The organism is Humibacter ginsenosidimutans (assembly GCF_007859675.1).
Classification (GTDB): Bacteria; Actinomycetota; Actinomycetes; order Actinomycetales; family Microbacteriaceae; genus Humibacter; species Humibacter ginsenosidimutans.
Map to the genome: position 1 here is coordinate 3,860,553 of NZ_CP042305.1, position 26,505 is coordinate 3,887,057.

The window sequence follows — 26,505 nt, forward strand, 5'->3', positions numbered from 1 at the left end:
GTGCCATTGCGGCGTCGCACCCCGTTCCGCCGGCGGCAGGTCGGCGGAACGTCGCCCTTCTCGCGCGGCGCCGACGACAATGGCGGCGCCGATTCCGTTACGACCCGAGGTACGACAATGACGACGCTCAGATCCGAGACTGTGAAGCCTGTCGCGGTTGCCCCGCCTCGACGGCGCCGACACGGCAGCGTGCTGCCCGTGCTGCTCGTTGCGCCGGCGGTGCTGCTCCTCGTGCTCTTCACCTTCGCGCCCGCCGTGTACGCCTTCGTGCTCAGCGTGCTCAAGGTTCAGGTCACCGGCGGCCTGCTGGGCACATCGACCGCCCAGGTGTTCGCGGGATTCGAGAACTACGTCGACACTCTGGCCGATCCGGAATTCTGGGACAGCCTCGGACGCATGCTCATCATCGCCGTGATCGGCGTGCCTGCCACACTCTTCTTCGCGACCCTCTTCGCACTCTGCCTCGACGCGAACAGGGCGCGGCTCACCGGCATCTGGCGACTGGCGATCTTCCTTCCCTACGCGGTCCCCGGCGTGATCGCGTCGCTGCTCTGGGGATTCCTCTACCTTCCTGCGACCAGCCCCATCGGCGGTCAGTTCATCGACTACTTCGGCAACACGGGCATCTTCTTCGCTGTCGCCAACGTGGCGACCTGGGGAGTCATCGGATTCAACATGGTCGTGCTCTTCACCGCCGTCAGGGCCATCCCGAAGGAGATCTTCGACGCCGCCCAGATCGACGGAGCGAGCGAGCTGCAGATCGCGTTGCGCATCAAGCTCCCGATGATCGCGCCCGCGCTCTCGATGGTGGCCCTGTTCAGTGTGATCGGTGCGCTGCAGCTCTTCAACGAGCCGACGACGCTCAAACCCCTCACCAACGCCATCAGCTCGACCTGGGTGCCCCTCATGCGCGTCTACTCCGACGCGTTCGTCAACAACAACATCTACGGCGGCGCGGCGAGCGCTTTCACCCTCCTGGTCATGACGGTCGCCGCCACGGTGCTCGTGAACGTGATCGGCAACCGCATCAGCAAGAGGAGTGCCCGATGACCCAGGCGACCATCGACGGACGAGGGCGCGCCGCGCGCGCCTCGATCGGCAAGGATGCCCGTGGCGGCCGCGAACAAGCGCGACGTGCTCCCGGACTCGTGCCGACGATCATCCTCATCGTCGGCTCGCTCTACTGCGTGCTCCCTGTGCTGTGGATTCTCATCGCCTCGACCAAGTCGAACGGCGAGCTGTTCTCCACGCCGCCCCTGCTGCCTTCGTTCAGCGGCTCCTTCTGGGACAACCTCGCAGGCATCCTCACGTACGACAACGGCATCTGGCTGCGCTGGGCGCTGAACACGGTGATCTACGCCGTGGGCGGCGGGCTCGTCTCGACGTTGATCGCAGGCGCCGCCGGATACGCACTGGGCAAGTACACGTTCTGGGGAAGCAAGACGATCTTCCGCACGATCGTGGCCGCCGTGCTGCTTCCGCCCGTGCTTCTGGCTGTGCCGCAATATCTTCTTCTCGCACAGGTAGGGCTGACCAACACGTACTGGAGCGTGCTGCTCCCGCAGCTGGTGAGCCCCTTCGCGATCTACCTCTGCAAGATCTATGCCGAGGCATCCGTGCCCGACGAGATCGTCGAGGCTGCGCGCATCGACGGCGCCAGCGAGTGGCGCATCTTCCACTCGGTCGGGCTTCGTCTCATGTTCCCCGCCCTGATCACGGTGTTCCTCATCCAGTTCATCGCAGTGTGGAACAACTTCCTGCTGCCGTTCGTGATGCTCTCGAACAACGAGCTGTACCCGCTCACTCTGGGCATGTACGGCATGATCATGCCGACGGGCGGTCAGCCCAACCAGTACTCGCTGGTCATCGCCGGCGTGTTGTTGTCGATCGTGCCGTTGGCGATCATCTTCCTGTCCCTGCAGAGGTTCTGGAAGATCGATCTGCTCTCCGGCGGCGTGAAGCTCTGAACAAGGAACGAGCGTGACCATGTATCCCGATTCATCCCTCTACATCGACGGCCGCTGGATCACCGCGGGGGAGCGCACGCAGCTCGCGGTCGAGGACCCGGCCACCAGGCAGACGATCGGCCGGGTGGCCGTCGCGACAGAGGGTGACGTGCGTGCCGCCGCCGAGGCCGCCGCCCGCGCCTTCGTTCCGTGGAGCCTGAGCTCGCCGCACGAGCGGGCGAGGATCCTGATGAACGCGGCCGCGGGCCTGAGGAGACGCAAGGAAGAGATCGCGCATGCGATGACTCTCGAGATGGGCAAACCGCTGCGCGACTCGCTCGACGAGGTCGACTACACGGCCGACATCATCGACTCCCTGGCGACGGAGGCGCCGCGCAGGTACGGGCACGTGCTGCCGACGGCGCTCGCCGATGGCAGCACCACCGTCATCGAGGAGCCGGTCGGCCCGGTCGCCGCGTTCACGACGTGGAACTATCCCTTGACGGTGCCTGGGCGCAAGGTGGCCGCGGCGCTCGCCGCCGGTTGCACGGTCGTGATCAAGCCGGCGGAGGAGACCCCCGCGAGCGCGGTCGCCCTCGCGCGCGCACTCGATGAAGCCGGTCTTCCGGCCGGCGTGCTGAACATGGTCTTCGGAGACCCTGTTGCGATCTCGTCGGCGCTGATCTCCTCGCCTCTCATCCGCAAGGTGTCCTTCACAGGGTCACTGGCCGTCGGCCGTCAGCTCGCCCTGGCCGCTGCCGACGAGGTCAAGCCGATCATGCTCGAGCTCGGCGGCCACGCGCCCGTGATCGTCTTCGACGACGCCGACCTTGACCGACTCATCCCGGATGCCGTCGGCAGCAAGCTGCACAACACCGGGCAGTCGTGCGGTTCCCCGATCCGCTTCTTCGTGCACCGCTCGATCCACGACGAGTTCGTGCGGCGCTATGCCGCGGCGCTCGACGCGGTGCGCGTCGGAAGCGGCCTCGATCCGCAGACCGAGATGGGGCCATTGGCGAGCGCGAAGCGCTTCGAGGCGATGCAACCGCTGATCGACGACGCCGTCTCGAAGGGCGCGACCGTGGCCGCGGGCGGGACGGGCGATGACAGCGTCGGCTATTACTGGCGCCCCACGCTCGTGGCAGGCGTCACCGATGACGCGGACCTCATGCGCGTGGAACCGTTCGGGCCGATCGCGGTCACCACGCCGTTCGACGACGAGGATGACGTGGTCGCCCGCGCGAACGACGTCGAGTTCGGCCTCGCGGCTTATGTCTTCACGGGGTCGGCCGATCGTGCGCTCCGACTGCCGCGCCTGCTCGATGTCGGCATGGTGACGATCAACCGATTCGGCGTCGGAGCACGTGACACGTTCTTCGGCGGACGCAAGAAGTCCGGGTTCGGATCGGAGGGCGGCCCTGAGGCCGTCGAGGAATACACGGTCAAGAAGCTGGTCACGCAGGGAATCGCAGAGGAGCGCGTTCCCGAGAGCCCTCGGCGCCCGTCGTCGGCCGACGGCATCCATTCCCGCAACGCCTGAACTCCGCAGGCCGCGCCCGAGCATTCTCACTGTGACAGCCGGGTGAACCGTGGGGTGAAAGACCCTCACAACCGTCGGTCCCAAGGCCGTTCTGCCGATTGGATGGTCCCGCCCGAGCGTCGGATTCCTCCTTCGCTGCTTCCGGGCGGTTTGGGGGAGACGTGGGCCAGAGGCTTGCGCACGCGCGTGTCAGAGGACGACGTCGAGCAGTCTCGATCGCCGGCGCGACGCTCGCCGTGGCGGTGCTCTCGCTGCTGACGGGATGCAGCGAGTCCGGCACGGTCACAGCTCGGCACCTCTCGAGCGTCGTGGCCGACAGGATTCATGCGCGAGTGGGCGTCAACGTGCGCGTGGACTGCGGCGCCGAGCCCGTGAGCCGTGCGGACGGCACGCGCGCGCACTGCACCGTCTCCGAAGGAGATCGACGCTACGACGCGCTGGTACGCATCGTGAACCCCCAGAACTCCGACCATTTCACCGTGCAACTCGCCGTCTCGTCGGCACCGAAGGGATCCTGACATGCTGCGCACCCGACACAGCGGCGTTCTCGCGCCGTCGCGATGGAAGAGATGGATGAGCGGGCTCGGCGCCGTGCTCGCCGTGGCGCTGGCGCTGACGCTGGTCGATGCGACAGCCGCCTCGGCCGCAGGCTCTGGCGTGGTGAACGTGACGATCTCGCCGGTGGACTCGCTCACCGGTGACCCCCAGACGACCGCTCAGTACGGCTCCAACAACAACACGGTCTCGTATCGTGTGAACTACTCATGCGCTGTCGCCACCTGCGACAACGCGACAGTGACGTTGTCGGCTCCGCCTGCGAACCCCTGGGGCATCGCGCTCAGCGGTGCGACGGCTCCGGGCCTGCTGCGCTACAGCACGTGGACCGCGCCTTCCGGCGGCGGCACCATCTCGGGTGACGACACGACGGGCAAGACCGTCTCACTGGGTTCGCTCGCCGCCGGTTCGTCCGGGTCGTTCCTCATCGTCTACGCGTTCCCGACGAACATCAATCGCGCGGTGTCGCCAGGCTCGCTCTATCCCGACGGATTCAAGCTCACGGAGACCGCGACGATCAGCTCGTCGAGCGCGACCGCGCCGGTGACGGCGGATGCGGCGGCCGTCACCTGGCACACGCAGCTGCCGTCGGGTCCGTCGATCGTCGTGACGAATCCCGGCACCGTGAAGCCGGACACCCAGGTCACCTACGAGGTGCGCATGAACGACGGCTCGATGGGGCTGAGCGGCGGAAACATCTTCGGCCGCGCCCAATATCAGGCGGCCGGGAACACCACGGTGATCGTCACCTTGCCGCCCGAGGCCACCTATGTGAGCTCCGACTACAGCGGCGTGTACGACCCCGCCGCGAACACCGTGACGTGGACGCAGGGAACCGTCGCCGCCCCGACCCAGTGCGCGGCCGGAGGCTGGGGTTCGACCGTCGCCCCCCAGAACAATTGGAACATCACCGGGCCGTGCTACGCGCCCCGGCACGTGACGGTCTCGTACCCTGCCACCGCGTTCCCCGCGGCCGATGCATCCGGCTGCAACTTCGACGCGAACGTGTCGGTGGCGGCGCACGTCGACGTGACCTATCTCGACGACGACCGCACCTCGAAGTCCGCCGACGCCAGCGTCACCAACCCGGTTTCCTGCTACTCACCGTTCGGGCGCCTCACCCAGGCGAAGGACGTCAGCAACGACGACAGCCACTCGGCTACGCGACTCATCGACGTGCCTCCGGTGACCGACGGCATGACATGCCCTTCCAGCGGATTCGACGACTGGGGGCGCGCCTGCACGCCGGGGCAGCCCCTTGCGGCATTCGGTCCCTCGACGAAGTACTGGATCGTCACGGGCGCCAACGCGGGCAACGTGCCCGGTGTCGTCACACTCACCGACAACGACCTTGATCAGCCGGGGATGCCGGTCAATCGCATCACGACGACGGCCACCACTCCGACGCCCACGATCGCATACACCTACCAGTGCAACGACGACGCCCCCATCACGGCGACGGCACAGTCGACGAACCTGCTGCTGTCGAGCCTGGTCTCCGACACCACGGGCTGCCGCTTCACGGCGGCGACCGTCACCAGCGGTCAGGTCGCTCCCGGAAATATCCGGCCCGCGGACACAGGCAACGGCACGGGCTTCTCGGCAGACTTCTATTTCACGGTGCAGCCGGGCACCGCGACCGGTGTGCGGACGAACACGGCGTCGGCGTCGATCAGCTATCCCGACTACCCGGGTCTCGACACGCTCAACGGCACAGCGAGCAGAAGCGCGAACCTCATCGCCCTGCCGAAGAGCAACGTGGTGCCGCGCATCGCCGCCTCATTCCCGGTCGCGCCCGTCGTCGACGGCGGGGGGCAGGCCGTACCCGGCCGGAACGTGACCTTCACGATGGCCGGAGCCACGTCGAGTTTCGGTGGCACTTCGGACTTCGCTCCGCAGTACGTGTTCATCGCGCCCGTCGGATGGACGGTCACCAAGAACTCCGCCGCGTTCACGGCGACGGTTCCGGACGGCGTGAAGTTCGATTACCGCACGGTGACCATCAGCGGCTCACCGCGCGACGTCGTCGTGGCGTCCTGGCCCGACGGCGTGACCTTCGGCGAGAACGCGACGCTGCCATCGATGACCGTTGTCGCCACGCCGACCTACGCCGTCTCAGCAGGCACCACGAGCGTCGCCTCGGCGTGGATCGGCGACGTGCGCAACACCGTCTGGACCAGCACGACGGCGACGTTCCTTGTTCCGCAACAGGACACCCCCGACGTCGACGGCGACGGGTCCACCGCTGAGTGGTTCGCCAGCGCGACGCAGAGCGTCGTGGTCTCCGGGGTGGCCGCCACCACGGTCGTGAAACAGATCTGCCAACCCGATCCCGCTCAGGCTGACGGCTGCGATTGGGTGGGCGATGCCGAGCATCCGGTTCCGGTCTCGACCGTCGCATCCGCCATCAAGTATCGAGTGGTCATCACCAACTCCGGAAACACGACGCTCAGCGGCCTCGTCGCGTATGACGTTCTGCCGTACATAGGTGACACGGGCACGAGCGATGGCACGGCTTCCGCGCCACGTGGGTCGACGTTCAATGAGTCATTGGTGTCGATCGACCAGTCCAGCAACGGACTCTCCCTCGACTATTCCTCGTCGACGAATCCGCCACGGCCCCAGGTGTTCAGTGGGACGACGACTGGCGACTGGACGGCAGCGGCCCTTGGGGCGAGAGCGATTCGCGCGCAATACGGCTCCAGCCTCGCGCCCGGCGCCTCGGTGATGTTCAACTACACGGCGGCAGTCGGCAGCGGTGCGGCAGCGGATGCCCGGGCCTGCAACTCGATCGCGGTGCGCACGTCTCAGACTTTGAGCTCCGAGCCGCCCGCGGTCTGCGCCACCACCGTGGAGGCAGATCTCTCGGCCGGCGGTCCGGCCTCCGTGCAGGCACAGATCGGTCGTCCTGTCACGCTGCCCTTCGTCTTCGGCAACGCCGGCCGCTCGGCGTCCGCTCCGGCGAGCGTCACCGTGGAGGTACCGGCGGGGCTCACCGTCACCGATCTCGCACCCGCCGGCTGGAGCTGCACGGCGGCAGATGACGCACCCGTCGCCGGACCGGCGTCGCTCACCTGCGTTCCGTCGGCCGAGATCACGGACGGCGACACCGTGCAGCTGAACCTGCGGGGCATCGCAACCGCGGCCGACTTCAGCGTGAAGGCCACGATCACGGGCCCCTATTACGACCCGAAGATGAGCAACAACGACGCCGCCATCGCGGTGCACGCCGATCCTGCGGCGACCGCACTGATCGTCACCAAGTCCGACGGGCTCGCCTCGCTCGTCGTCGGCTCGAAGACCACCTACACGATCACGGTGCGCAATCCGCTGACCACCGAGGCACTGTCGAATGTGACGGTGACGGACGCCCTCCCTGCCGGTCTGCAGTTCGTCTCGGCGTCCGCGGGTGGGAACCTCGCAGGAGGTGCTGTCTCCTGGACCGTGCCGTCGCTTCCCGCTTCGGGCACGGCATCCATGACGGTCACGGTGCTGGTCGCGGACTCCGCGCCGAACACCGTGGCGAACACGGCGAACGCCGCCGTCGCCGATCCGGCGTTCGACGGCACGACGCTGAAGGGTTCTGCCACCGACACCGACGCAGTCGATCGCATTGCGCTGACGAAGACGGTGTCGCTGCCCGATCCGACCGACCCCAAGCCGGGCGACGTGGCGACATACACCTTCGTCGCAACGAACTCCGGCGGTGGCGTGCTTTCGAACGTCGCGATCACCGACGCGATGAGCGGTCTCTCCGCCGTGAAGATCGACTCCTGGCCGACGCTGCCCGGATATCTGGCGGTCGGCGAGAGCATCACCGGTCATGCCAGCTATACAGTGACGCAGGCGGATATCGATGCGGGAACGCTCGGGAACACGGCGACCGCTGCCGGGACCTCCACGGAGGACGCGCAGGTGTCCGCAGCCGCAACCGCGACAGTCGCGCTGGTCGCTGATCCGGCGATCGCACTGACGAAGACGGCGGACCTGAAGACGGGAGGCGCGTCTCCCAAGGCGGGCGACGTCATCGACTACGGGTTCACGGTGCGGAACACCGGCAATGTCACGGCGCACGGCATTGCGATCACCGACCCGATGCCGGGGCTGTCCGCTGTGACGTTCGACACGTGGCCGGACAGGGAAGGCGACCTCGGCGCGGGTCAGAGCGTGACCGCCACGGCCTCCTACACGCTGACCCAGGCGGACGTGGACGCCGGAAGCATCGTCAACACGGCGACCACGACGGCGACGGATCCAGCCGGCGCCACGCTGAGCGCCAAGGACCAGGCGACGGTGATGCTGCCGTCGAGCCCGTCCATCTCGCTCACGAAGACGGGAGCGCTCGACGATCCGTCAACGGTCGGCGCGGGATCGGGCATCACCTATGCCTTCACCGCGACGAACGACGGCAACGTCACGCTGACCGGAGTGCAGGTGGCGGATCTCCTGCCAGGGCTGTCCTCGATCTCGTACGGGAGCTGGCCCGGCAAGCCGGGGACGCTCGAGCCAGGCCAATCGGTCGGCGCGACAGCGACATATACGGCGACGCTGGCCGACGTCAATGCGGGAAAGGTCGACAACAGTGCCCTGGTGACGGCCACCGCACCAGGCGGAGCAGTCGTCAGCGGCACCGCCGTTGCGACGGTGACGCTGGCGCCGAACGTGGCGCTCACGCTGAAGAAGACCGCCACGCTCCAGAGCGCAGGGGCTCCGAAGGCCGGTGACATCGTCGACTACTCGTTCGTGATCACGAACGGCGGCAACGTGTCACTGACGGGCATTGCGCTCCACGATGCGATGCAGGGTCTCTCGACGGTGACATATGGTGCATGGCCGGGTGCGGTCGGCGACCTCGACCCCGGCCAGTCGGTGACTGCGACAGCGACATATGCGCTCACCCAGGACGATCTCGACCGCGGCAGCATCACGAACTCCGCCGCGGTGGACGGCGAGACGACCCACGATGTGCCCGCGGAGGCCTCCGATGCCGTGACCACGCCGCTGGCCGCCGCACCCAGTGTCACGCTGAGCAAGCACGGAGAGCTCGACACGTCGGGCACGCCCAAGGCTGGTGACACGATCACCTACACGTTCGACGTGACGAACTCCGGCAACGTCACCGATGACGCGGTCTCGATCGTGGATGCACTCCCCGGCCTTTCGGCGATCGCCTACGGCGCGTGGCCGGCGGCCGCGGGCGTTCTCGCGCCTGGACAGCACGTGACCGCCACCGCGCACTACACGCTGACCCAAGCCGACCTCGACACCGGAGACGTGGACAACCAGGCGACGGCCTCCGCGACCGGAGCGCGCGGCGGACCGGTGACGGGCGGCGACAGCGTGGACATCGAGCTGCCTGCCGCGCCGGCACTCGCTCTCACCAAGGCGGCCGATCCCGCGCATCCGTCGTCGGCGAAGGCGGGAGACATCGTCACCTACACGTTCACGGTGACGAACACCGGCAACGTGACGGAGAACGGCGTCGCGATCTCCGACGACATGATCGGTCTCGGCCAGCTCAGCTACGGCTCATGGCCGTCGGCAGTCGGCGCGCTGGCGCCCGGCGAGTCCGTGACGGCCACTGCCGAGTACACGCTGACCCAGGCTGATCTCGACGAAGGCAGCGTCTACAACGAGGCGGCCGTCACCGGCCATCCTGTGCGGGGCGGTGCGATCAGCACCGATGACGCGGATGTCACGATCGAGCTCCCCGCGGCGCCCGCATTGTCGTTCACGAAGACGGGAGAGCTGGCGTCCGCGGATCGTCCAGAGGCCGGCCAGAGCGCGGAGTTCACGTTCACGATCACGAACACGGGCAACGTCAGCGTGAGCGACATCGCCATCGATGACCAGCTGCAGGAAGTGTCGATCCCGGCCTTCGGCGACTGGCCTGGCGACAAAGGGGTGCTCGCGCCAGGGGAGTCGGTGGTGGCGACCGCCGAGTACATCCTGACGCAGGCCGATGTCGACAGCGGCAGCCTGTCCAACACGGCGACGGCGACCGGGACACCCGCGCGAGGCGACGCGCTGAGCGAGGACGCAACGGCCACGCTGACGCTGCCTGCGGTTCCGGGACTGAGCATCATCAAGACCGGCAAGCTGTCCGACGCCAACGCAGACGGTGTGGCGAACCCCGGCGAGACCATCGCCTACTCATTCGTCGTCACGAACACGGGCAACGTCACGCTGCACGATGTCGTGGTCAACGACCCGATGGTCACCGGTGTGCCGACGATCGGCGACCTCGCGCCGGGCGACAGCCGAACTGTCGCGGCATCGCCCTACACCGTGACGAGAGCGGATGCCGCTGCCGGCTCGATCGAGAACCGTGCGACGGCCTCGGGCACGACCCCCGCAGGCGTGAGGTTCACCTCGCACGAGTCGGTGGTGAAGTTCGACGTGCGCTCTCTTGCCGACCCTGCGCTGGCAGGCACGGGATCCGATCTGGCGCCATGGATCGCAGGAGGAGCGGCGTTGCTGGTACTCGGCCTCTGGCTGGCCCTGGCAGCGAGGCGCAGGCGCAGAAGGGCGTGACGCCGGACCTCGAATGATGGGGTGGGCCCGCCGCGCGCTGTGAAGCGCCGGCGGGCCCATCCGCTCGTGACCATGCCCGGGCTTCGGGCCGCGATCCGGCCGCAGCACGTGGCCCGGCGATCGGTGGCGGCCCTGCCTGCATCGCGTGAGCACGGGTGAATCGCCGGGTGAAAAGAGGGCGGTCTACCCGGGCAGTTCATCTCGTGAAACGATTGAATGAACTCCGAGCTCGGCGTGGTCCATCCATAGGGCGCTCGATCGGTCGGTGGGGTGAAAACAGGCGGTGCGTGCCAGGGAGGCCCGTGCTGTCGGGAGAGCGGCGCCATCGCGCTCGGGCAGCGTCGCGATCGAGACTCTTCGGTCGCACCGACGTCTGAGCGCAGCACGCTCGATAGGGCACTCACTGGGGGAAATGTGTCGGAAAGTCATGGTCGTGCGCTCTCTCGCGCGCTTCCGCCGTCGACGAGGAACTCGATCGTTTCGCGCACGCAACTGCTGAATCGTCTGAACTCCGCGCACCACACGGTCGTGCGGGCCGAGGGCGGCGCGGGCAAGACCTCGCTCGTCGCCAGCTGGTTCGAGCAGGCGGCAGGCGACGACGTGTCACAGCTGTGGCTGAGCGTCGACGAGAGCATCCGGTCACGAGCCTCGTTCCTGCATGCCGTCGTGCAGGCGGTCAGCGCGCAGGTCGAACAGCGCGACGGGTCGCCGCTGCACACGTACCTTGCCGGCGCGGCGGGCCCTTCTCACGTGCCCGCACTGCTCGTGGAGGAGCTGGCACTGGCATCCACCCGGGCCAGGCTGGTCATCGACGATCTGCACCTTCTCGACCGCAGCGCACAGGAAGACCTCGTCTGGGTGCTCGACCATGCGCCGGGCCTGCAGTTGGTCGTCACCACACGTGTTCCGACGTTGCTCGAGGAACCGGTGACCGCTGCGCGCCTCGGCGTGAGCGTGATCGACTCGGACGACATGGCGTTCACTCGGTCCGAGCTGAGCGAGCTGGCTCATGGGCTGTCGCACGGTTTCACCGATCGAGAGGTGCGCGAGCTGCACGAGGTGACGCACGGCAACGTGCTGGCCGCGCGCATCGCGCTGTCCGCGCTCGGTGCGAGCAGGTCGCGGCCGACCACTGTGGCCGCACGTCGCAGGCTGGTCAACGAACTGGGTGCCATCGCAGCGCAGAACCTCATGCCGGTGTTCCACGACCAGAACGAACTGGAGGCCGCCCTCCGCATCGCCCTCATACCGGAGGTCGATGTGGCACTGGCCCGTGAGCTCACCGGAGATCCGAACGTCGAGAACACCCTTGCCCGCTTTCTGCGCGATGGCGTCGGTGTGAGCAGAGGATCGGTGCGCCATCCCGTCTTCTCCTTCCATGCGCTTGTCGCCAAAGCGCTCGTGGAACGTGCGACCGAGGTGCTCCCACCGGATGCCGTGCACACCGCGCGCCTGACCGCCGTTCGTCACCTGGCGGCGCACGGCGATCCGGTGGACGTCATCCGTCTGCTCGTCGACGCGAACGAAGACGACCGCGTCTGGCCGTACTTCGCCCGGCAGTACTCAGAACTGTCCATCCACCGTGGTGAGGAGGTCATCCGCATCCTCGAAGCGCTCCCCGACGAGCGCTTCACGCGCAGCGGCACACTCGCGATCGTCCTGGCCATCATGCTCAGCGAGCGCGAGACGAAGCTCTCCGACCGGCTGCTTCATCTGGTGCGCATCGGACTCGCTCGTATCGCGGAGGCGAAGGCCGATACCGGCTCGCCCGGTCGGCTCCTGCTCGACGTCGCTCGATTCGCCGGGCTTCGGGCGGCGCGGCGTTACGTGGAAGCGTCGGATGCCGGTGCGCAGCTGATCGAGCAGCTCTCGACGTTGCCGGCATCCGTGCGTCGCGACGCGGAGTCGATGACGAATGCCGCGCTGGTGCAGATCGTCATCGTCGACGAGCTGAGCGGTCGCATGCGAACGGCGTTGGCTCACAGCGATCGTCTCGTCAACGATGCGCATCCGGGACGCGTGCAGCACGCCATGGCCCTGCGAGCCGGCGCCCAGGCCGTGCTCGGCCTGATGCATGACTCGCGCAGGAGCATCGACTCGATGGGTGAGAGCGGGACTGAGGCGTGGCGGACGTCGATTCCGTCCGCCGGCTGGCACGTCGCACGAGCGGTCCAAGCGTTGGAGACGGGCGACGGGGTGGCTGCCGTCGAGGAGTGCCGGCGCACCGAATCCGACCTGCCGCTGTCGGAGCACTGGCCGACGATGCTCTGGGCGCGCGGACTCGCTCGGCTCGTCGACGGGCATGCCGCACTGGGCGCTGATGAGCTCGCGATCGGCATCGACCGGCACCGCGGTCGCACTCTCAGCGCACGGTCTGCAAGCAGGTTGACCGCCATCCGCGCCGACTTGGCCATCGCGTCCGGGGCGTTCGCCACCGCGCTGCGACACATCGAGGCCGGACCGGCGGGGCCGGAGCTGGAACTCACGCGGGCGCGATTCGAGCTTTCGCGTCAGCAGCCGGAGAAGGCGGTGCAGACCCTTGGCGCCATCGAGCAGTCCGTCGGTGCCGAGCCACGACTCTATTCGGAGCTGCTCGTGCTTTCCGCTGCCGCCCACAGCCGCCTGCATCATGATGTGGATGCCCGAGAGCAATTCGAGCGCGCCCTCGCGATCATGCACGAGAACGGTCTCGCCTCCCCACTGTCGAAGATCGCCCGCTCCGAGGTCGTCGCATTGCTCGCCGCCGTCGGCGCGCCGGAGGATCTCGCGCCCAGACGGGATCCGTTCGCCGCCACATCGCCGGGTGAATACCTGTCGGATCGCGAACGTGTCGTGCTTTCCCACCTTGCCGGCGGCGACAGCATCCCCGACATCGCAGGGCGGTTGTACGTCTCCGTCAACACGGTGAAGACACAGGTGAAGAGCATCTACCGCAAGCTCGAGGTCTCCAGCAGGGAAGACGCGGTGCGCGCCGGTCGGCGCCGTGGGCTCCTCGACGATTGCCTGCATCGCTGACAGGACGCGTGGGGCAAAGCGTCGACACGACGCCGAGCGACCGGGGATCGTGTCCGCAGTGTTGCACTGGCACGCCGACGCCGTGCCTACGCGACGGCCGCGACGGCGCGATCAGGGGTGAAGCGGCGGGTGAATGCGGCTCCCAGATCGTGCGCGCGCATGCGGTTGGCGCTGTGATGGTTTCGGAACAACAATGTGCTCCCCGGGCGGCTCCACCCCCTTCTGCCGCTCGGCCCGGCCGGCCTCGGGAGGCCCCAATCAACTCCCGGAGCCGGCCGGGGCATCCCGTCACGCGTCCGATGATTCACCTTGAGGAAGGTCAAAGATCATGGTCGAGGGCAAGTCGGCGGCACCGCCCGCCAGACAGTTCGGCCAGCGCCAGCGGGGAAGGGGAAGCTCGCACTGCGAGATCTTCTTCAGCGAGCGACTCGGCTCCGAGATCCGCGTGCAATGCACCTGTACCCATGGTCGAGATCACGACTACCAGGGTCCTGTCGGACCCGTCTGCGATTCGGAAGACGCGGCCTGAGGCTCCCCTTCTGGGTGCAGGATCGTGAGGCGCGAAGCGATGCCCGCGCACCCCGGCGGCTGACCGTGGCCGATTCACCGACCGCTTCCTCGAGTGGTGCGCCCGAATCGGCGAAGCTGCTCTGCCGGGGCTTGCTCACGCCGGCCCCCGCGTCACGCGTGCATACAAGTCGGGGTGAGCCACACCACTCCCGAACGCCGCCGCGCCTGGGGACCCTCAGGGCGGGGCCCGCCTGTCATGTGCGAGCTGTATGCAAGAAGGGCCCGGTCCTCGACCGAGCCCTTCTTGCATACGACGTCGGGGTGACAGGATTTGAACCTGCGGCCTCTTCGTCCCGAACGAAGCGCGCTACCAAGCTGCGCCACACCCCGATTGGCCCCGAAAGGCCTCACTAAGAATACACGTTGACGAGGCGGCGAAAGACCACGGGGCGTCCGCGAGCATCCCGTCGCCGATGTTCACGCGTCAGCGGTTGCCCTGGGTCGGCGGGTTCGCACCCGTTCCACCAGGACCGTTGTTCTTGCCCGGCGTGCTGTTGCCGTTCGTCGCCGTGCCCGTGCTCGTTCCGCCGTTGCCGTTCTGGCCCTTCGACGGGGTCGTGGTCTTCGGAGCGACCGGCGGCGAGTACGAGCCGATCAGCTTCTGGTCGGGCGCAGGGAAGGCGCCGCCCCGATATGTCTGATCGAGCGCGGTCTGGATCGTCTTCACGATGTTGAACTTGACGTTGTTGCCCTGGATGCCCTTGAAGTACACGTAGTGCATGTCGGTGGACCCCGAGATGAGGCCCACCCACGTGGCCTGAGCGACCTTCGGCGTCGACGTCACGAGCCAGTTCTCGTGTGCGTAGTCGGTGGTGCCGGTCTTGCCCATGATCGGCTCGCCGTCCCACGGATTCGCGCCGGTGGCCGTGCCGTCGGTCAGCACGTGTTCCAGCGCCCAGGTCACCGTCGCGGCCACGTTCTTCGGGATCGCCTGCGTGCACTGCGTCTTCGGGACCGGCAGCGCCTTGCCGTCGGAGTCCACCGCTGAGTCGATCGCGACGGGCGTGCACGAGACGCCGCCGTTCGCGATCCCGGCGTACGCCTGGGCCATCGACAGCGGGGCGATGTAGTTGGTGCCGATCACCATCGGGGGGTTGATGGTCCATGGGTTGCCGTCGGGCGCCGGCGCCGGGTTGGCGGAGTGTGCGCCCAGCGACGTCGCGGCCTTCGAGATGTCGCAGAGGTTGAGCTTGGTGGCCATCATGGCGAAGGCGGTGTTGACGGATGCCTCGGTCGCCTGCAGCACCGACATGTAGCCGCCCTCCGACGACTCGTCGTTGGCGACGTTCCAGGTGACGTTGCCGAAACCGTCGCCGCAGGTGGCGAACTGGGACTCCGGGAACGAGTGCACGTTCGCGTTGATCGTGTCGTACAGGTGGTGGCCCGATTCGAGCCAGGCGACGAGGTCGAAGGCCTTGAATGACGACCCGGTCTGGAACCCGTTCGACCCGCCGTAGGCGTAGTCGGTCGTGTAGTTCAGCGAGGTGGTCCCCACGGGCGCGGAGTCTGTGTCGTTGAACTGTTTGTTCTCGACCATGGTGACGATGCGTCCCGTACCGACCTCCATCGAGACGTTCGCACCGCCCAGATCGAGCCCGCCGTATGTGGGCGGAATGTAGCTGCTGAGTGCCGATTGCGCCGTGTTCTGCAGGCCGAGGTTGAGCGTGGTGTAGACCTTGAGCCCACCGTGCTGGAAGAGCGACTGGCGCTCTTCCGCCGTCTTGCCGAACGCCGGATTCTGCAGCAGCGTGCGCTGCACGTAGTCGCAGAAGAAGCCGGCGTCGTACTTGACGGCGCTCGTGCACCCCGACGGCTTCGGCGTGATGTGCGGTTCGACCTTCGTGGCGACCGCCGCCGTGTACTCGGGCTTCGAGATCTTGTGATTGACGAGCATCCTCTCGAGCACGTAGTCACGGCGTTCCTTCGCCGCCGCGTATCCGTTCTTCGCGGTGTTGTCGAGGGCGTTGTCGTCGGGCTTGATCGACTGGTCGTCGATGCGCAGGTAGTTCGGGTTGTTCAGGATGGCGACGAGTGTCGCGGCCTGCGGCAAGGTCAACTTCGCGGCGGTCATGTCGAAGTAGTACTCTGCTGCGGCCTCGACGCCGTACACCTGGCCGCCGAAGCCGACGATGTTGAGGTAGCTCAGCAGGATGTCGTTCTTGCTGTACCGCTTGTCGAGCCCGATCGCGTACCGGATCTCCTGCACCTTGCGCTGAATGGTCACGCCGGTGGCGTCTCGATAACAGGCCTCGAATTTGTCCTGCTGCTTCTGCTGCACGTCGGCGGCGGCGGTCGGGTCGACGGCGTCATCTTGCTCGCAGCGCTGCACCAGGATGTTCTTCACATACTGCTGAGTGATCGACGAGCCGCCCTGCACCCCGTTGTCGGACGCGGTCGAGAGCGCGCCGCGCACGGTGCCCATGAGGTCGATGCCGCCTTCACTGTAGAAGCGGGGGTCTTCGGTGGCGACCGCGGCGTCTTTCACGGACTGCGAGATGGCATCCCACGCGACGTCTTCGCGGTTCTGTGCATAGAACGTCGCGATCGCGACCTCGGCTGACCCCTGTTTCGCATAGAAAGTGGTCGTCTGGTCGAGCGGTTGCGGAGCGAGGTAGTCCGGCAGCCCGTCGAACGCTCCCGCCGTGTTGCTCACGGCGAGTGAGGTGACGGCCAGCGCCGGCGTGACCGCGCTGACCACGAGCACAGCGGCGATCGCGCTCATCGCGACGAAGCCTGCGAAAGCTCCCAATGCCTTGATCGGTGAAGTCGTCATCGCATCGAGGCTACGCTGGCCGCGGCCCGATCGTCACCCGTCAGAGGGGCGGGTCTCCTCGTGACGCCGCGCACGCGCGGTGTCACACCTGTGCGGTCACCCTCCACCCGACGAATTCGTGCCCTGCGACGGCGACGGGTTCGGCGTGCTGGTCGGGCCGGAGCCGCTCCCGGTGTCGCTGCCGTTGCCGTTGTCTCCGGTGCCGTCACCCGACCCCTGCCCGGTGCCCGTTCCGTCTCCTGTGCCGTTCTGGTCCGTGTCGCCGTTCTGCGTGCCCGTGCCGTTCGCCGCGCCCTTGCCGCTCGTGGCGGGTCCGGACTGCAATGAGGAGCCGTACAGCATCGAGTCGGGAGGCGAGGTGAACGCGGAGCCGCCGTAGGTGGCATCCAGCGCTCGCAGAATCGTCTGGTCGGCGTAGAACTTCGCGTACGCGAGTTCCGAGCCGTTGTAGTCGTAGTACTGCAGGTTCTGCGAACCCGAGATCTGACCCACCCAGATGGCGTTGGCGACCTTGGAGCTCGAGGTCACGAGCCAGTTCTGCTCGTAGTTGTCTGTCGTGCCGGTCTTGGCGAGAATCGGGATGCCGTCGTCCGGGTTCGCCGACGTGGCGGTGCCGTCCTCGATCACGTGCTGCAGCGTCCATGCGAGTGCTGCCGCGACGGTGGAAGGGATCGCCTGCTTGCAGGTGGACTTCGGCACCGCGACGCTCGAGCCCGTCGTGGTGGTGATCTTGTCGATCGCGACGTTGGAGCAGAAGACGCCGTTGTTGGCGATGCCGGCATAGGCGGTCGCCATGGTCAGCGGGGCGATGTAGTTCGTGCCGATCACCATCGACGGTTCGATAAGGAACGGGTTCCCGCCGTCAGACGTCGGCGCGGGGTTCGCCGCGTGCACGCCGAGCGCCTTCGCGACGTTCGCGATGTTGCACAGATCGAGCTCGGTGGCCATCTGCACGAACACCGTGTTCACGGATTCCTCGGTGGCCTGCAACACGCTCATCTCGCCGCCCTCCGACGACGAGTCGTTGTCGACCGGATACGTGCTTCCGCTCAGCTGACCGCCTTCGCAGCTCGCGGTGAAGGCGTCGAAGGGGAAGGAATACCCGGAGTAGTGGCCGTTGACCTCTTCGTAGGCCGAGTGCCCTGCCTCGAACCACGCGCCGAGATCGAAGGCCTTGAACGACGATCCGGTCTGAAATCCGTCCGAGCCCCCGTAGCTGTAGTCGGTGTTGTAGTTGACGGCAGTGCTTCCCGCGCCCCCGCCGCCTGTGTCGTTGTACGACTTGTTCTGGACCATGGTCACGATTCGGCCCGTTCCGACTTCGACCGAGACGTTGGCGCCTCCGATGTCCACCTGTGTGTCGGTTGCCGGAACCCAGGTGCTGAGCGCGCTCTGCGCGGTGGACTGCAGGTCGAGGTTCAGCGTCGTGTACACGTTCAGACCGCCGCGCTGGAAGGCGATCCAGCGCTGATCCGCCGTCTTGCCGAACACGGGATTCTGCAGCATGACGTGCTCGACGTAGTTGCAGAAGAAGCCTGCGTCGTAGGTCACAGCAGACTCGCAACCGGACTGAACCGGTGTGATCTTCGGGGCGACGGGGGTTGCAACCGCCGCTTTGTACTCGGCCTCGGTGATCGACTTGTGCACGAGCATCCGCTGCAGCACATAGTCGCGCCGCGCCTTCGTCGCCTTGAAGCCGTTCGTGGCGTTGTTGGCGGGATTCGTGGCCTCGTCCTCATCGAGACGCAGGTTGTTCGGGTTGTTCAGGATGGCCACGAGGGTGGCGGACTGCGCAAGCGTGAGGTCGGAGGCGTCGACGCCGAAGTAGTACTTCGCGGCGGCCTGCACCCCGTAGACCTGGCCGCCGAAGCCCACGATGTTGAGGTAGGACTGCAGAATCTGGTCCTTGCTGTACCGCTGGTCGAGGCCGATCGCGTAGCGCATCTCCTGGAGTTTGCGGCTCACCGTGACGCCCGCGGCATCCTCGTAGCACTGCTCGAACGTCTTCTGCTGTTTCGCCTGCACGGCAGCAGAGGCCGTGCTGTCGACGACGTCGTCTTGGTCGCAGCGCTGCACGAGCACGTTCTTCACGTATTGCTGGGTGATCGACGATCCGCCCTGCACTTCGCTTCCGGATGCCGTCGACAATGCCCCGCGCACGGTCCCCAGCACGTCGATCCCGCCCTCGCTGTAGAAGCGTGGGTCCTCCGTGTCGACCGCGGCGTCCTTGACGGATTGAGCGATCTGGTCGAACGCCACGTCTTGCCGGTTCTGGGCGTAGAACGTCGCGATCGGCACCGCCTTGCCGTCCTTGGTGGCGTAGAAGGTGGTCGTCTGATCGAGTGGCTGGAGGGCGAGGTAATCGGGCAGCCCGTTGAACGCATTGGTCGCGTCGCTTACGGCCAGGGCGGCCGCGGCCGCGCCGGGTGTCACCGACGCCGCCACGAGGATCCCGGCGGCTGCGCTCAGCGCCACGAACCCTCCGAGGGCGGCGAGCACGCCGGTACGTCTGGACTTCACTCGGGCAGGCTACGTGGCCACTCTGGCCGCCCCGTGCACGCCGACTATGCGATGTTTCAGAAAGAGATCGGAGCCCGCTGCATTCGGCGTCAGCCGATGTGCGCGTCCTGCGGCACCAAGGTGATCAACGTCGCCTCGGGGCGACAGGCGAAGCGAACTGGCGCATAGATCGAGGTGCCGAGGCCCGCGGAGACGTTCAGGTATGCGGCCCGCAGGGCGTGCGTCCACACGCTCAGCCCCTTCACCTGGCGGCGAGGGATGTCGCAGTTCGTCACCAGTGCGCCGAATCCCGGCACGCACACCTGACCGCCGTGCGTGTGGCCCGCGAAGATCATCGCCGCGCCGTTGGTGACGAACGAGTCGAGGATGCGTCGATACGGTGCATGAGCGACCCCGATCGACACCGTCGGCACGGTGTCGTGCGCGGCGTCGGCCGAGTCGGGCCACGCGGCATCCGTCACCTCTGATGCCCGCAGCTCGTCGAGCTCGCCGGTCACGACATCGAGGCGGTCGAAGTTGCGGTGCGGATCGTCGACGCCGAACAGTTCGAGCCGTGTGCCGTTGACCGTGATCGCTTCGGCATGGTTGTTGAGGTCGGCCCAGCCCAGCTCGCTGTCGAAGAACCCGGTCAGCTCAGCGGTGTCGAGGTTCGCCGGCGCCACGTGCATCGACGACGGGCCCGTGAAATACCTCATCGGGTTCTTCGGCACGGGACCGTAGTAGTCGTTCGACCCGTTGACGAAAGCACCGGGGATGCCCGCGAACGGCTCGAGCGCGTACCGCACCCCATCGAACCCCCGTTCGTGACCCAGATTGTCGCCGGTGTCGATGACGAGGTCGGGCATGTAAGCGGCGAGCGAGCGGATCCAGCGCTGCTTGTCCCGTTGCCACGGAGCCATGTGCAGATCGCTGAGGTGGAGTACCCGGATCGGCTTCGACCCCGAAGGAAGAACGGGCGCGCTGACCTGGCGCAGCACATAGGCGCGGCGTTCGATGAGCGTGCCCCACACCACTGCAGCGGTGGATGCCGCACCGAGGGCGAGTGCGACCGTGCCGATCGCACTCGCCCCACGGCGCCCGGCCATCAGTTCGATCCCGGCGACGGGTTGTTGGTCGAACCACCGCCACCGGTGTCGATGACCTGGAGCGTGATCTGTCTGTCGCTCCTCACGTGCGACCCGGCCGACGGACTCGTGCCCGTGACGATGGCGCTCCCGTCGGCGCCGCCGCTGTCGATGTTCGTGAAGCCGGCGTTCTGCAGAGCCTGCGTCGCTTGATCGACGGTCATGCCGGTGACGATGGGGATGGTCGATTGGCTGTTTCCCTGGCCGTTCGACGTGTACACCGTGACGGTCTGGCCGAGTGCCCCGCTGGAGCCCGCGGCCGGATCGGTCTTGGCCACGGTGCCGACAGCCTGGTCGGAGTCCGTCTGTCCGCCGTCCTTGTAGGTGAGCCCGAGGCCCTCGAGGGTCGACTTCGCAGCCGCCGGGGACTGTCCGGTGAGATCGGGGATGGTGATCTTCTTCGCCTGAAGGACGCTGCCCGTCGGCGCCTGGAACTGCCCGCCGCCGTAGAGGTGGTTGAGCGCGGCGATCACGGGTTCGGCCACCGGGAACTTCGCATTGCGCCCACCGTAACCGCCGAGAGTGAGGTCGCCGAAGTTCACGGAGTTACCCATGGTCTGGCCGACCCAGGTTGCCGTCGCGGTCTTCGTGGTCGAGGAAACGAACCAGTTCTGCGCCGCATGGTCGGTGGTGCCGGTCTTGCCGAAGATGGGAATGCCGTCCCAGGGATTGGCCGCGGTGCCTGTTCCGTTTGTGAGCACCGACTTCATCGCCTGAATAGCGCCGGCGGCGATGTTCGGGTCGACGCCCTGCGTGCACGTCGTCTTCTGCACGGGCAGGTCTTTGCCGTCCGACCCGACGATCCTGTCGATCCCGATCGGAGTGCACCACTTTCCGCCATTGGCGACGCCCGCGTAGGCGGTGAGCAGCGTGAGAGGTGAGAGATCGTTGGTACCGAGGATCGTGGCGGGGTTGCCGGTCAGCGGGTTCGGCACCTGCACTTCGTTGCCCTGCGCGTTCTGGACCCACACTTTCGATGCCGCCGGGTGGATGCCGAGGTCGAGCGCCGTCTGACGGATGCCGCAGAGGTCGAGCTTCGTGCCCATCTCGGCGAACGCGGTGTTGACGGATTCGGCCGTGGCGGTGGTGACGCTCATGTTGCCGCCTTCGCCCGCCGAGTCGTTGCCCACGCTCGGCCAGGTCGCCACGGGCGCCTGATCTTCAGTGTCGCAGGTCGAATGCCACTGGCTGGCCGGGATGGTCACCGGACCGTTGGGCGCATTGATGTAGTCGTTGATCGAGTGCCCCTCCTTGAGCCACTCGAGCAGCGTGAACAGCTTGTACGTCGATCCGGTCTGGAATCCGCTCGACCCACCCTGATTGAAGTCGGTGTTGTAGTTGATTCCCGAGTAGTTGGGGTCGTTCGAGGCGGTGGCCGTGTACTTGGTGTTCTGCACCATCGAGATCACGCGACCGGTACCGACCTCCAGCGAAAGGTTCGTGCCTCCGAGCGAGACCCCGTTCATCGACGAAGGCACCACGTCGCTGAGCGACTTCTGCGCGACCGCCTGGATGTCGAGGTTCAGGGGCGTGTAGATCTTCAGACCGCCCGCGTTCAGAAGCGCGTCGCGCTCGCTCGCCGTCTTCGCGAGGCCGGTGTCCTGCTGCACGAGGTTCTGCACCCAGTCGCAGTAGTACGCGGCGCTGAACTTGGCCGCGGTCTCGCATCCGTTGGGCAGCTGGGTGATGTGCGGCTCGATCTTGGTCTTGACCGCGTCGTCGTACTGCGCCTTGGTCAGCTTGTCGTTCTGGTACATGCGCTTGAGCACGTAGTTGCGACGCGTGAGCGTGGCCTTGAAGCCGTTGTCGGCGTTGTTGCCCGGGTTGACGGTCTTGTCCTGGTCGATGCGCAGGTTGGCCGGGTTGTTGAGGATGGCCACCAGGGTTGCGGCCTGCGGAACCGTGAGCGTCTTCGCGGTCGCGCCGAAGTAGTACTGGGCTGCAGACTGCACGCCGTACACAGACCCGCCGAATCCGGCGATGTTGAGATAGCCGTTGAGGATCTGATCCTTGGTGTACTTCTTCTCGAGACCGATCGCCTGCTTCATCTCCTCGACCTTGCGGGAGATGGTCGGGTCGGTGGCGTCGTTGTAGCAGTCCTCGTACTTCTTGTCCTGGGCGGCCTGGCGCTTCTTCAACGTCTTCTCGTCACCGCCTGTGACGACGATGTTCAGCTTCTCGCACTGCTGAACCTTCACGTTCTTCACATACTGCTGCGTGATCGACGAACCACCCGACGTGGACTTGTGCAGGAGCCCGGTCAGTATGATCGCACGTGCTGTGCCCTGCAGGTCGATGCCGCCGTGCTCATAGAAGCGCGGGTCTTCGGTCGAGACCGCCGCGTCTTTCATGACCTGGGAGATGTCGTCCCAGCCCACCTCGACGCGGTTCTGCGAATAGAAGGTCGCGATCGGGACGTCTTTGCCGGCCTGCTTCGCGTAGATCGTGGATACCTGGGGCAGCGTGCCGATGTCGAGGTATTCGGGAAGACCGTCGAATGCTCCGATGCCATCGCTCGCGGCCATGCCGGTGACGGCGATCGCCGGGGTCACCGCAGCGGTCACCAGCAGGCCGGCGACGACACTCATGCCGAGGAACGCGCCGACGGCGCCGAGCGCACCTCTAGCCGTGGGTTTGGGGGCAGACATGAGGATCAGGCTATCGGCAGAACCTGGCAAACCGCTTGCCCCCGGCCCGCGGCCGGGCATCCATTCGCCCAGTCGTGGCCTGGGGAGGCGAGGATGCCGCGCTCTCCTCCGCCGCGCACAGCCGCCCTAGTGACTCCCACGTCGCTCCCAGGGGATGCGCAGCCGGGGCGACGTGTGCGGCGGGTGGCGTGAGCGGCAGTCGGGGCCGCCGGCCCGCGTCACGCCGGTGGGCGCGCGGGTTGCGCGGGGCATCCCGATGGGGTTGCCTTGTGATCGGCGCATGCGCACTCGACCCGAAGCTGTGCGGCACCGAACTGCAGGCGTGCGCGCATCGCGCACAGAATCGAGGACACATGCGTCGCTGGGAATACGTGACCACGCCGCTGATCGTGCACAACACGGCGGCGATCTTGAACAACTGGGGCTCCGAGGGCTGGGAGCTGGTGCAGGTCGTCACGGGGCCGGAAGGCGGCCTCGTCGCATACTTCAAGCGTCCGGTGGAGGACTGATGGGGGCGTACGAGGCGCGCATCGCAGAGCTCGGAATCGACCTGCCGCAGGTCGTGCCCCCCGTCGCGGCGTACGTGCCGGCTCTCGTCAACGGCTCGCTCGTCTACACCGCCGGGCAGCTTCCCATGGTCTCCGGGGCGCTTCCCGCGACGGGCAAGGTGGGGGACGGCCACGGGCTCGTCCCCGCCGACGACGCGCAGGACCTCGCGCGCACGGCGACACTCAACGCCCTGGCGGCGATCAAGTCGGTGATCGGGTCGCTGGATCGCATCACGCAGATCGTCAAGGTGACGGGTTTCGTGGCATCCGACCCGTCGTTCACCGGTCAGCCGGGCGTCGTCAACGGGGCGTCGCTGCTGCTGGGCGAGATCTTCGGCGACGCGGGCAGACACGCGCGCTCGGCCGTCGGCGTGGCGGTGCTTCCGCTGGACGCCCCGGTCGAGATCGAGCTCGTCGTCGCCTTCGAATAGGCAGGCCGGAGCCCGTCACGGGGCCTGAGCCGAGCTGCCGTCGCACGGCGCGGGGCACAGAGATGAGGGGTGGCGCCTCGAGATCATGATCTCGAGGCGCCACCCCTTCTGTTCGGGCGCACCGGACGGTGCGCGGCCGGTTCAGTCCTCCGAGGGAGCACCGCCGGCCAGCTTGTCGGTGATGATCGACATCACCGTGGTGTCGGCGAGCGTCGTGGTGTCGCCGACGGGACGTCCCTCGGCGACGTCGCGCAGCAGGCGTCGCATGATCTTGCCGCTGCGGGTCTTGGGCAGCTCCTCGACGATGTAGATGTCGCGAGGGCGGGCGATCGCACCGATCTGCTGGGCGACGTGCCCACGCAGCTCGGCGTTGACATCCGTGGAGGCCGCGGCCTCCTGGTGGCTGCGTTTGATGATCACGAACGCCACGACGGCCTGACCGGTCGTCTCATCGGATGCCCCGACCACGGCGGACTCGGCGACGAACGGATGCGCGACGAGCGCCGACTCGATCTCGGCGGTCGAGAGGCGGTGTCCCGAGACGTTCATGACGTCGTCGACGCGGCCGAGCAGCCAGATCTCGCCGTCTTTGTCCTTGCGGGCACCGTCGCCGGCGAAGTACTTGTCGCCGAACTTTGCCCAGTAGGTCTCCTTGTAGCGCTCCGGGTCGCCCCAGATGCCACGGAGCATCGATGGCCACGGCTCGGTGATCACGAGCAGGCCTCCCTCGTCGGGGCCGACCGACTCACCGGCATCCGTCACGACATCGATCGAGATGCCGGGGAGCGGCACCTGCGCGCTGCCGGGCTTCAGCGTCGTGACTCCGGGGAGGGCGGAGATCATGATCGAGCCGGTCTCGGTCTGCCACCAGGTGTCGACGATCGGGGTGCGATCGCCTCCGATGACCTCGCGGTACCAGATCCAGGCCTCGGGGTTGATCGGCTCACCGACCGAGCCGAGCACGCGCAGCGACGACAGGTCGGACTGCTGAGGGATCTGGCGGCCCTGCTTCATGAACGAGCGGATGGCGGTGGGCGCCGTGTAGAAGATGCTCACCTTGTACTTCTCGATGATCTCCCACCAGCGGCCCGGCTTCGGGAACTCCGGGGTGCCCTCGTAGAGCACCTGCGTCGCGCCGTTGGCGAGGGGGCCGTACACGACGTAGGAGTGCCCGGTCACCCAGCCGATGTCTGCCGAGCACCAGTAGACGTCCGTCTCGGGATGCAGGTCGAAGACGTTCTTGTGCGTGTACGCGCACTGGGTCAGATAGCCGCCGGAGGTGTGGATGATGCCCTTCGGCTTACCCGTCGTGCCGCTCGTGTAGAGGATGTACAGAGGATGCTCCGCACCGAACGCCTTGGCCTCGTGGTCGGCGTCGACCTGCGGCAACTCCTCGTGCCACCAGAGGTCGCGTCCGGCGACCCACTCGACGTCGTTGCCGCCGCGGCGCACCACGAGGACGTGCTCGACGTTCGTGCCACCGTCAGCGAGCGCGGCATCCACTGCGGACTTGAGGGGGAAGACGTTGCCCTTGCGGTAGCCGCCGTCTGCGGTGATGACGACCTTCGCGTTGGCGTCGTCGATGCGCGAACGGAGGCTGTCGGCGCTGAATCCCCCGAACACGACGGAGTGCACGGCGCCGATGCGCGCGACCGCGAGCATCGCGACGACGGCCTCGGGGATCATCGGCATGTAGATCGCGACCCGGTCGCCCTCGCGCACACCGAGGCTGGTGAGCAGGTTGGCTGCGCGCTTCACGTCGGCCGTCAGCTCGGCGTACGTGATGCTGCGGCTGTCGCCCGGCTCGCCCTCCCAGTGGATGGCGACGCGGTCACCGTTGCCCGCGAGCACGTGACGGTCGAGGCAGTTGTAGGCCACGTTCAGCTCGCCGTCGTCGAACCACTTCGCGAAGGGCGGGTTCGACCAGTCGAGGGTGCGAGTGAACGGCTTGTGCCAGTGCAGCAGCTCGCGGGCTTGCTTCGCCCAGAACGCGAGCCGGTCAGCCTCGGCCTCCTCGTAGAGCTCCGCACTTGCCACAGCGTTCGCGGCGAATTCCGGGTCGGGCGCGAAGCGGCGCGACTCGTGCAAGAGATTGTCGATCGTGTCTGAAGACATGGATTCGCTCCTTCGCGAGGTGTGTCAAGGGGGCGGCTGGCACAACGCTGACGACGATACCGTCTGCTCCGCTCGGTCGCGAACAGAGCACCCCCGCGGCGTAGCGCGACGTCTCGACGTCAGGAATCAGCTCGCCCCGCCACGGCTTCTCGACGCCCGTCATCGTGTTCGGAAACGGTGCCCGGA

Annotated in this window: 13 protein-coding genes and 1 tRNA gene; 8 read left to right on the forward strand and 6 right to left on the reverse strand. The window is 67.0% G+C overall.

Annotated features, from left to right (window positions below; genetic code table 11):
* Nucleotides 1–198: 198 nt before the first annotated feature.
* The 6 genes from FPZ11_RS17700 (at nt 199) to FPZ11_RS17725 (ending at nt 13,590) form a co-directional block, all read left to right on the forward strand.
* On the forward strand, nt 199–1,050 hold the full coding sequence (locus FPZ11_RS17700) for a carbohydrate ABC transporter permease (RefSeq protein WP_246846378.1): 852 nt from the start codon (nt 199–201) through the stop codon (nt 1,048–1,050).
* Nucleotides 1,047–1,967 (forward strand): carbohydrate ABC transporter permease, encoded by a 921-nt coding sequence (locus FPZ11_RS17705; protein WP_146322347.1) that lies wholly within the window; start codon nt 1,047–1,049, stop codon nt 1,965–1,967. The genes FPZ11_RS17700 and FPZ11_RS17705 overlap by 4 nt, the downstream gene beginning before the upstream one ends.
* A gap of 19 nt (nt 1,968–1,986) precedes the next feature.
* Nucleotides 1,987–3,486 (forward strand): NAD-dependent succinate-semialdehyde dehydrogenase, encoded by a 1,500-nt coding sequence (locus FPZ11_RS17710; RefSeq protein WP_146322983.1) that lies wholly within the window; start codon nt 1,987–1,989, stop codon nt 3,484–3,486.
* A 161-nt stretch (nt 3,487–3,647) separates the two neighbouring features.
* Nucleotides 3,648–4,004 carry a hypothetical protein gene (locus tag FPZ11_RS17715; protein WP_146322348.1) on the forward strand — a complete coding sequence of 119 codons (357 nt, stop codon included), beginning with the start codon at nt 3,648–3,650 and terminating at the stop codon, nt 4,002–4,004.
* A 55-nt stretch (nt 4,005–4,059) separates the two neighbouring features.
* On the forward strand, nt 4,060–10,575 hold the full coding sequence (locus FPZ11_RS17720) for a CLIPPER-2 domain-containing protein (RefSeq protein ID WP_168203903.1): 6,516 nt from the start codon (nt 4,060–4,062) through the stop codon (nt 10,573–10,575).
* A gap of 528 nt (nt 10,576–11,103) precedes the next feature.
* Nucleotides 11,104–13,590, forward strand: a complete 2,487-nt coding sequence (locus FPZ11_RS17725) for a LuxR C-terminal-related transcriptional regulator (RefSeq protein WP_168203904.1) — start codon at nt 11,104–11,106, stop codon at nt 13,588–13,590.
* Between the two features lie 826 nt (nt 13,591–14,416).
* Here FPZ11_RS17725 and FPZ11_RS17730 read toward each other — a convergent pair.
* From FPZ11_RS17730 to FPZ11_RS17750, 5 genes are all read right to left on the reverse strand, one after another.
* Nucleotides 14,417–14,490: transfer RNA gene (locus FPZ11_RS17730), tRNA-Pro, on the reverse strand.
* Between the two features lie 94 nt (nt 14,491–14,584).
* Complete coding sequence (locus FPZ11_RS17735) at nt 14,585–16,933, reverse strand: transglycosylase domain-containing protein (RefSeq protein ID WP_146322351.1); 2,349 nt, start codon at nt 16,931–16,933, stop codon at nt 14,585–14,587.
* Nucleotides 16,934–17,029: 96 nt separating this feature from the next.
* Nucleotides 17,030–19,453 carry a transglycosylase domain-containing protein gene (locus tag FPZ11_RS17740; RefSeq protein WP_146322352.1) on the reverse strand — a complete coding sequence of 808 codons (2,424 nt, stop codon included), beginning with the start codon at nt 19,451–19,453 and terminating at the stop codon, nt 17,030–17,032.
* 89 nt (nt 19,454–19,542) lie between these two features.
* The gene (locus FPZ11_RS17745) at nt 19,543–20,538 is read right to left on the reverse strand and encodes a metallophosphoesterase (protein ID WP_146322353.1); all 996 of its coding nucleotides are present in this window, start codon (nt 20,536–20,538) and stop codon (nt 19,543–19,545) included.
* Nucleotides 20,538–23,225 (reverse strand): transglycosylase domain-containing protein, encoded by a 2,688-nt coding sequence (locus FPZ11_RS17750; RefSeq protein ID WP_168203905.1) that lies wholly within the window; start codon nt 23,223–23,225, stop codon nt 20,538–20,540. The genes FPZ11_RS17745 and FPZ11_RS17750 overlap by 1 nt, the downstream gene beginning before the upstream one ends.
* Before the next feature lie 353 nt (nt 23,226–23,578).
* On the opposite strand from FPZ11_RS17750, the gene sp36 reads away from it, so the two are divergent.
* Both sp36 and FPZ11_RS17755 read left to right on the forward strand, forming a co-directional pair.
* Nucleotides 23,579–23,734 carry a Sp36 family protein gene (sp36, locus tag FPZ11_RS19400; RefSeq protein WP_168203906.1) on the forward strand — a complete coding sequence of 52 codons (156 nt, stop codon included), beginning with the start codon at nt 23,579–23,581 and terminating at the stop codon, nt 23,732–23,734.
* On the forward strand, nt 23,734–24,204 hold the full coding sequence (locus FPZ11_RS17755) for a RidA family protein (RefSeq protein ID WP_146322355.1): 471 nt from the start codon (nt 23,734–23,736) through the stop codon (nt 24,202–24,204). The genes sp36 and FPZ11_RS17755 overlap by 1 nt, the downstream gene beginning before the upstream one ends.
* 141 nt (nt 24,205–24,345) lie before the next feature.
* Here FPZ11_RS17755 and acs read toward each other — a convergent pair whose 3' ends face one another.
* A complete protein-coding gene (gene acs / locus FPZ11_RS17760; protein ID WP_146322356.1) occupies nt 24,346–26,319 on the reverse strand; it encodes an acetate--CoA ligase in 1,974 nt (657 codons plus the stop codon).
* Nucleotides 26,320–26,505: the final 186 nt, after the last annotated feature.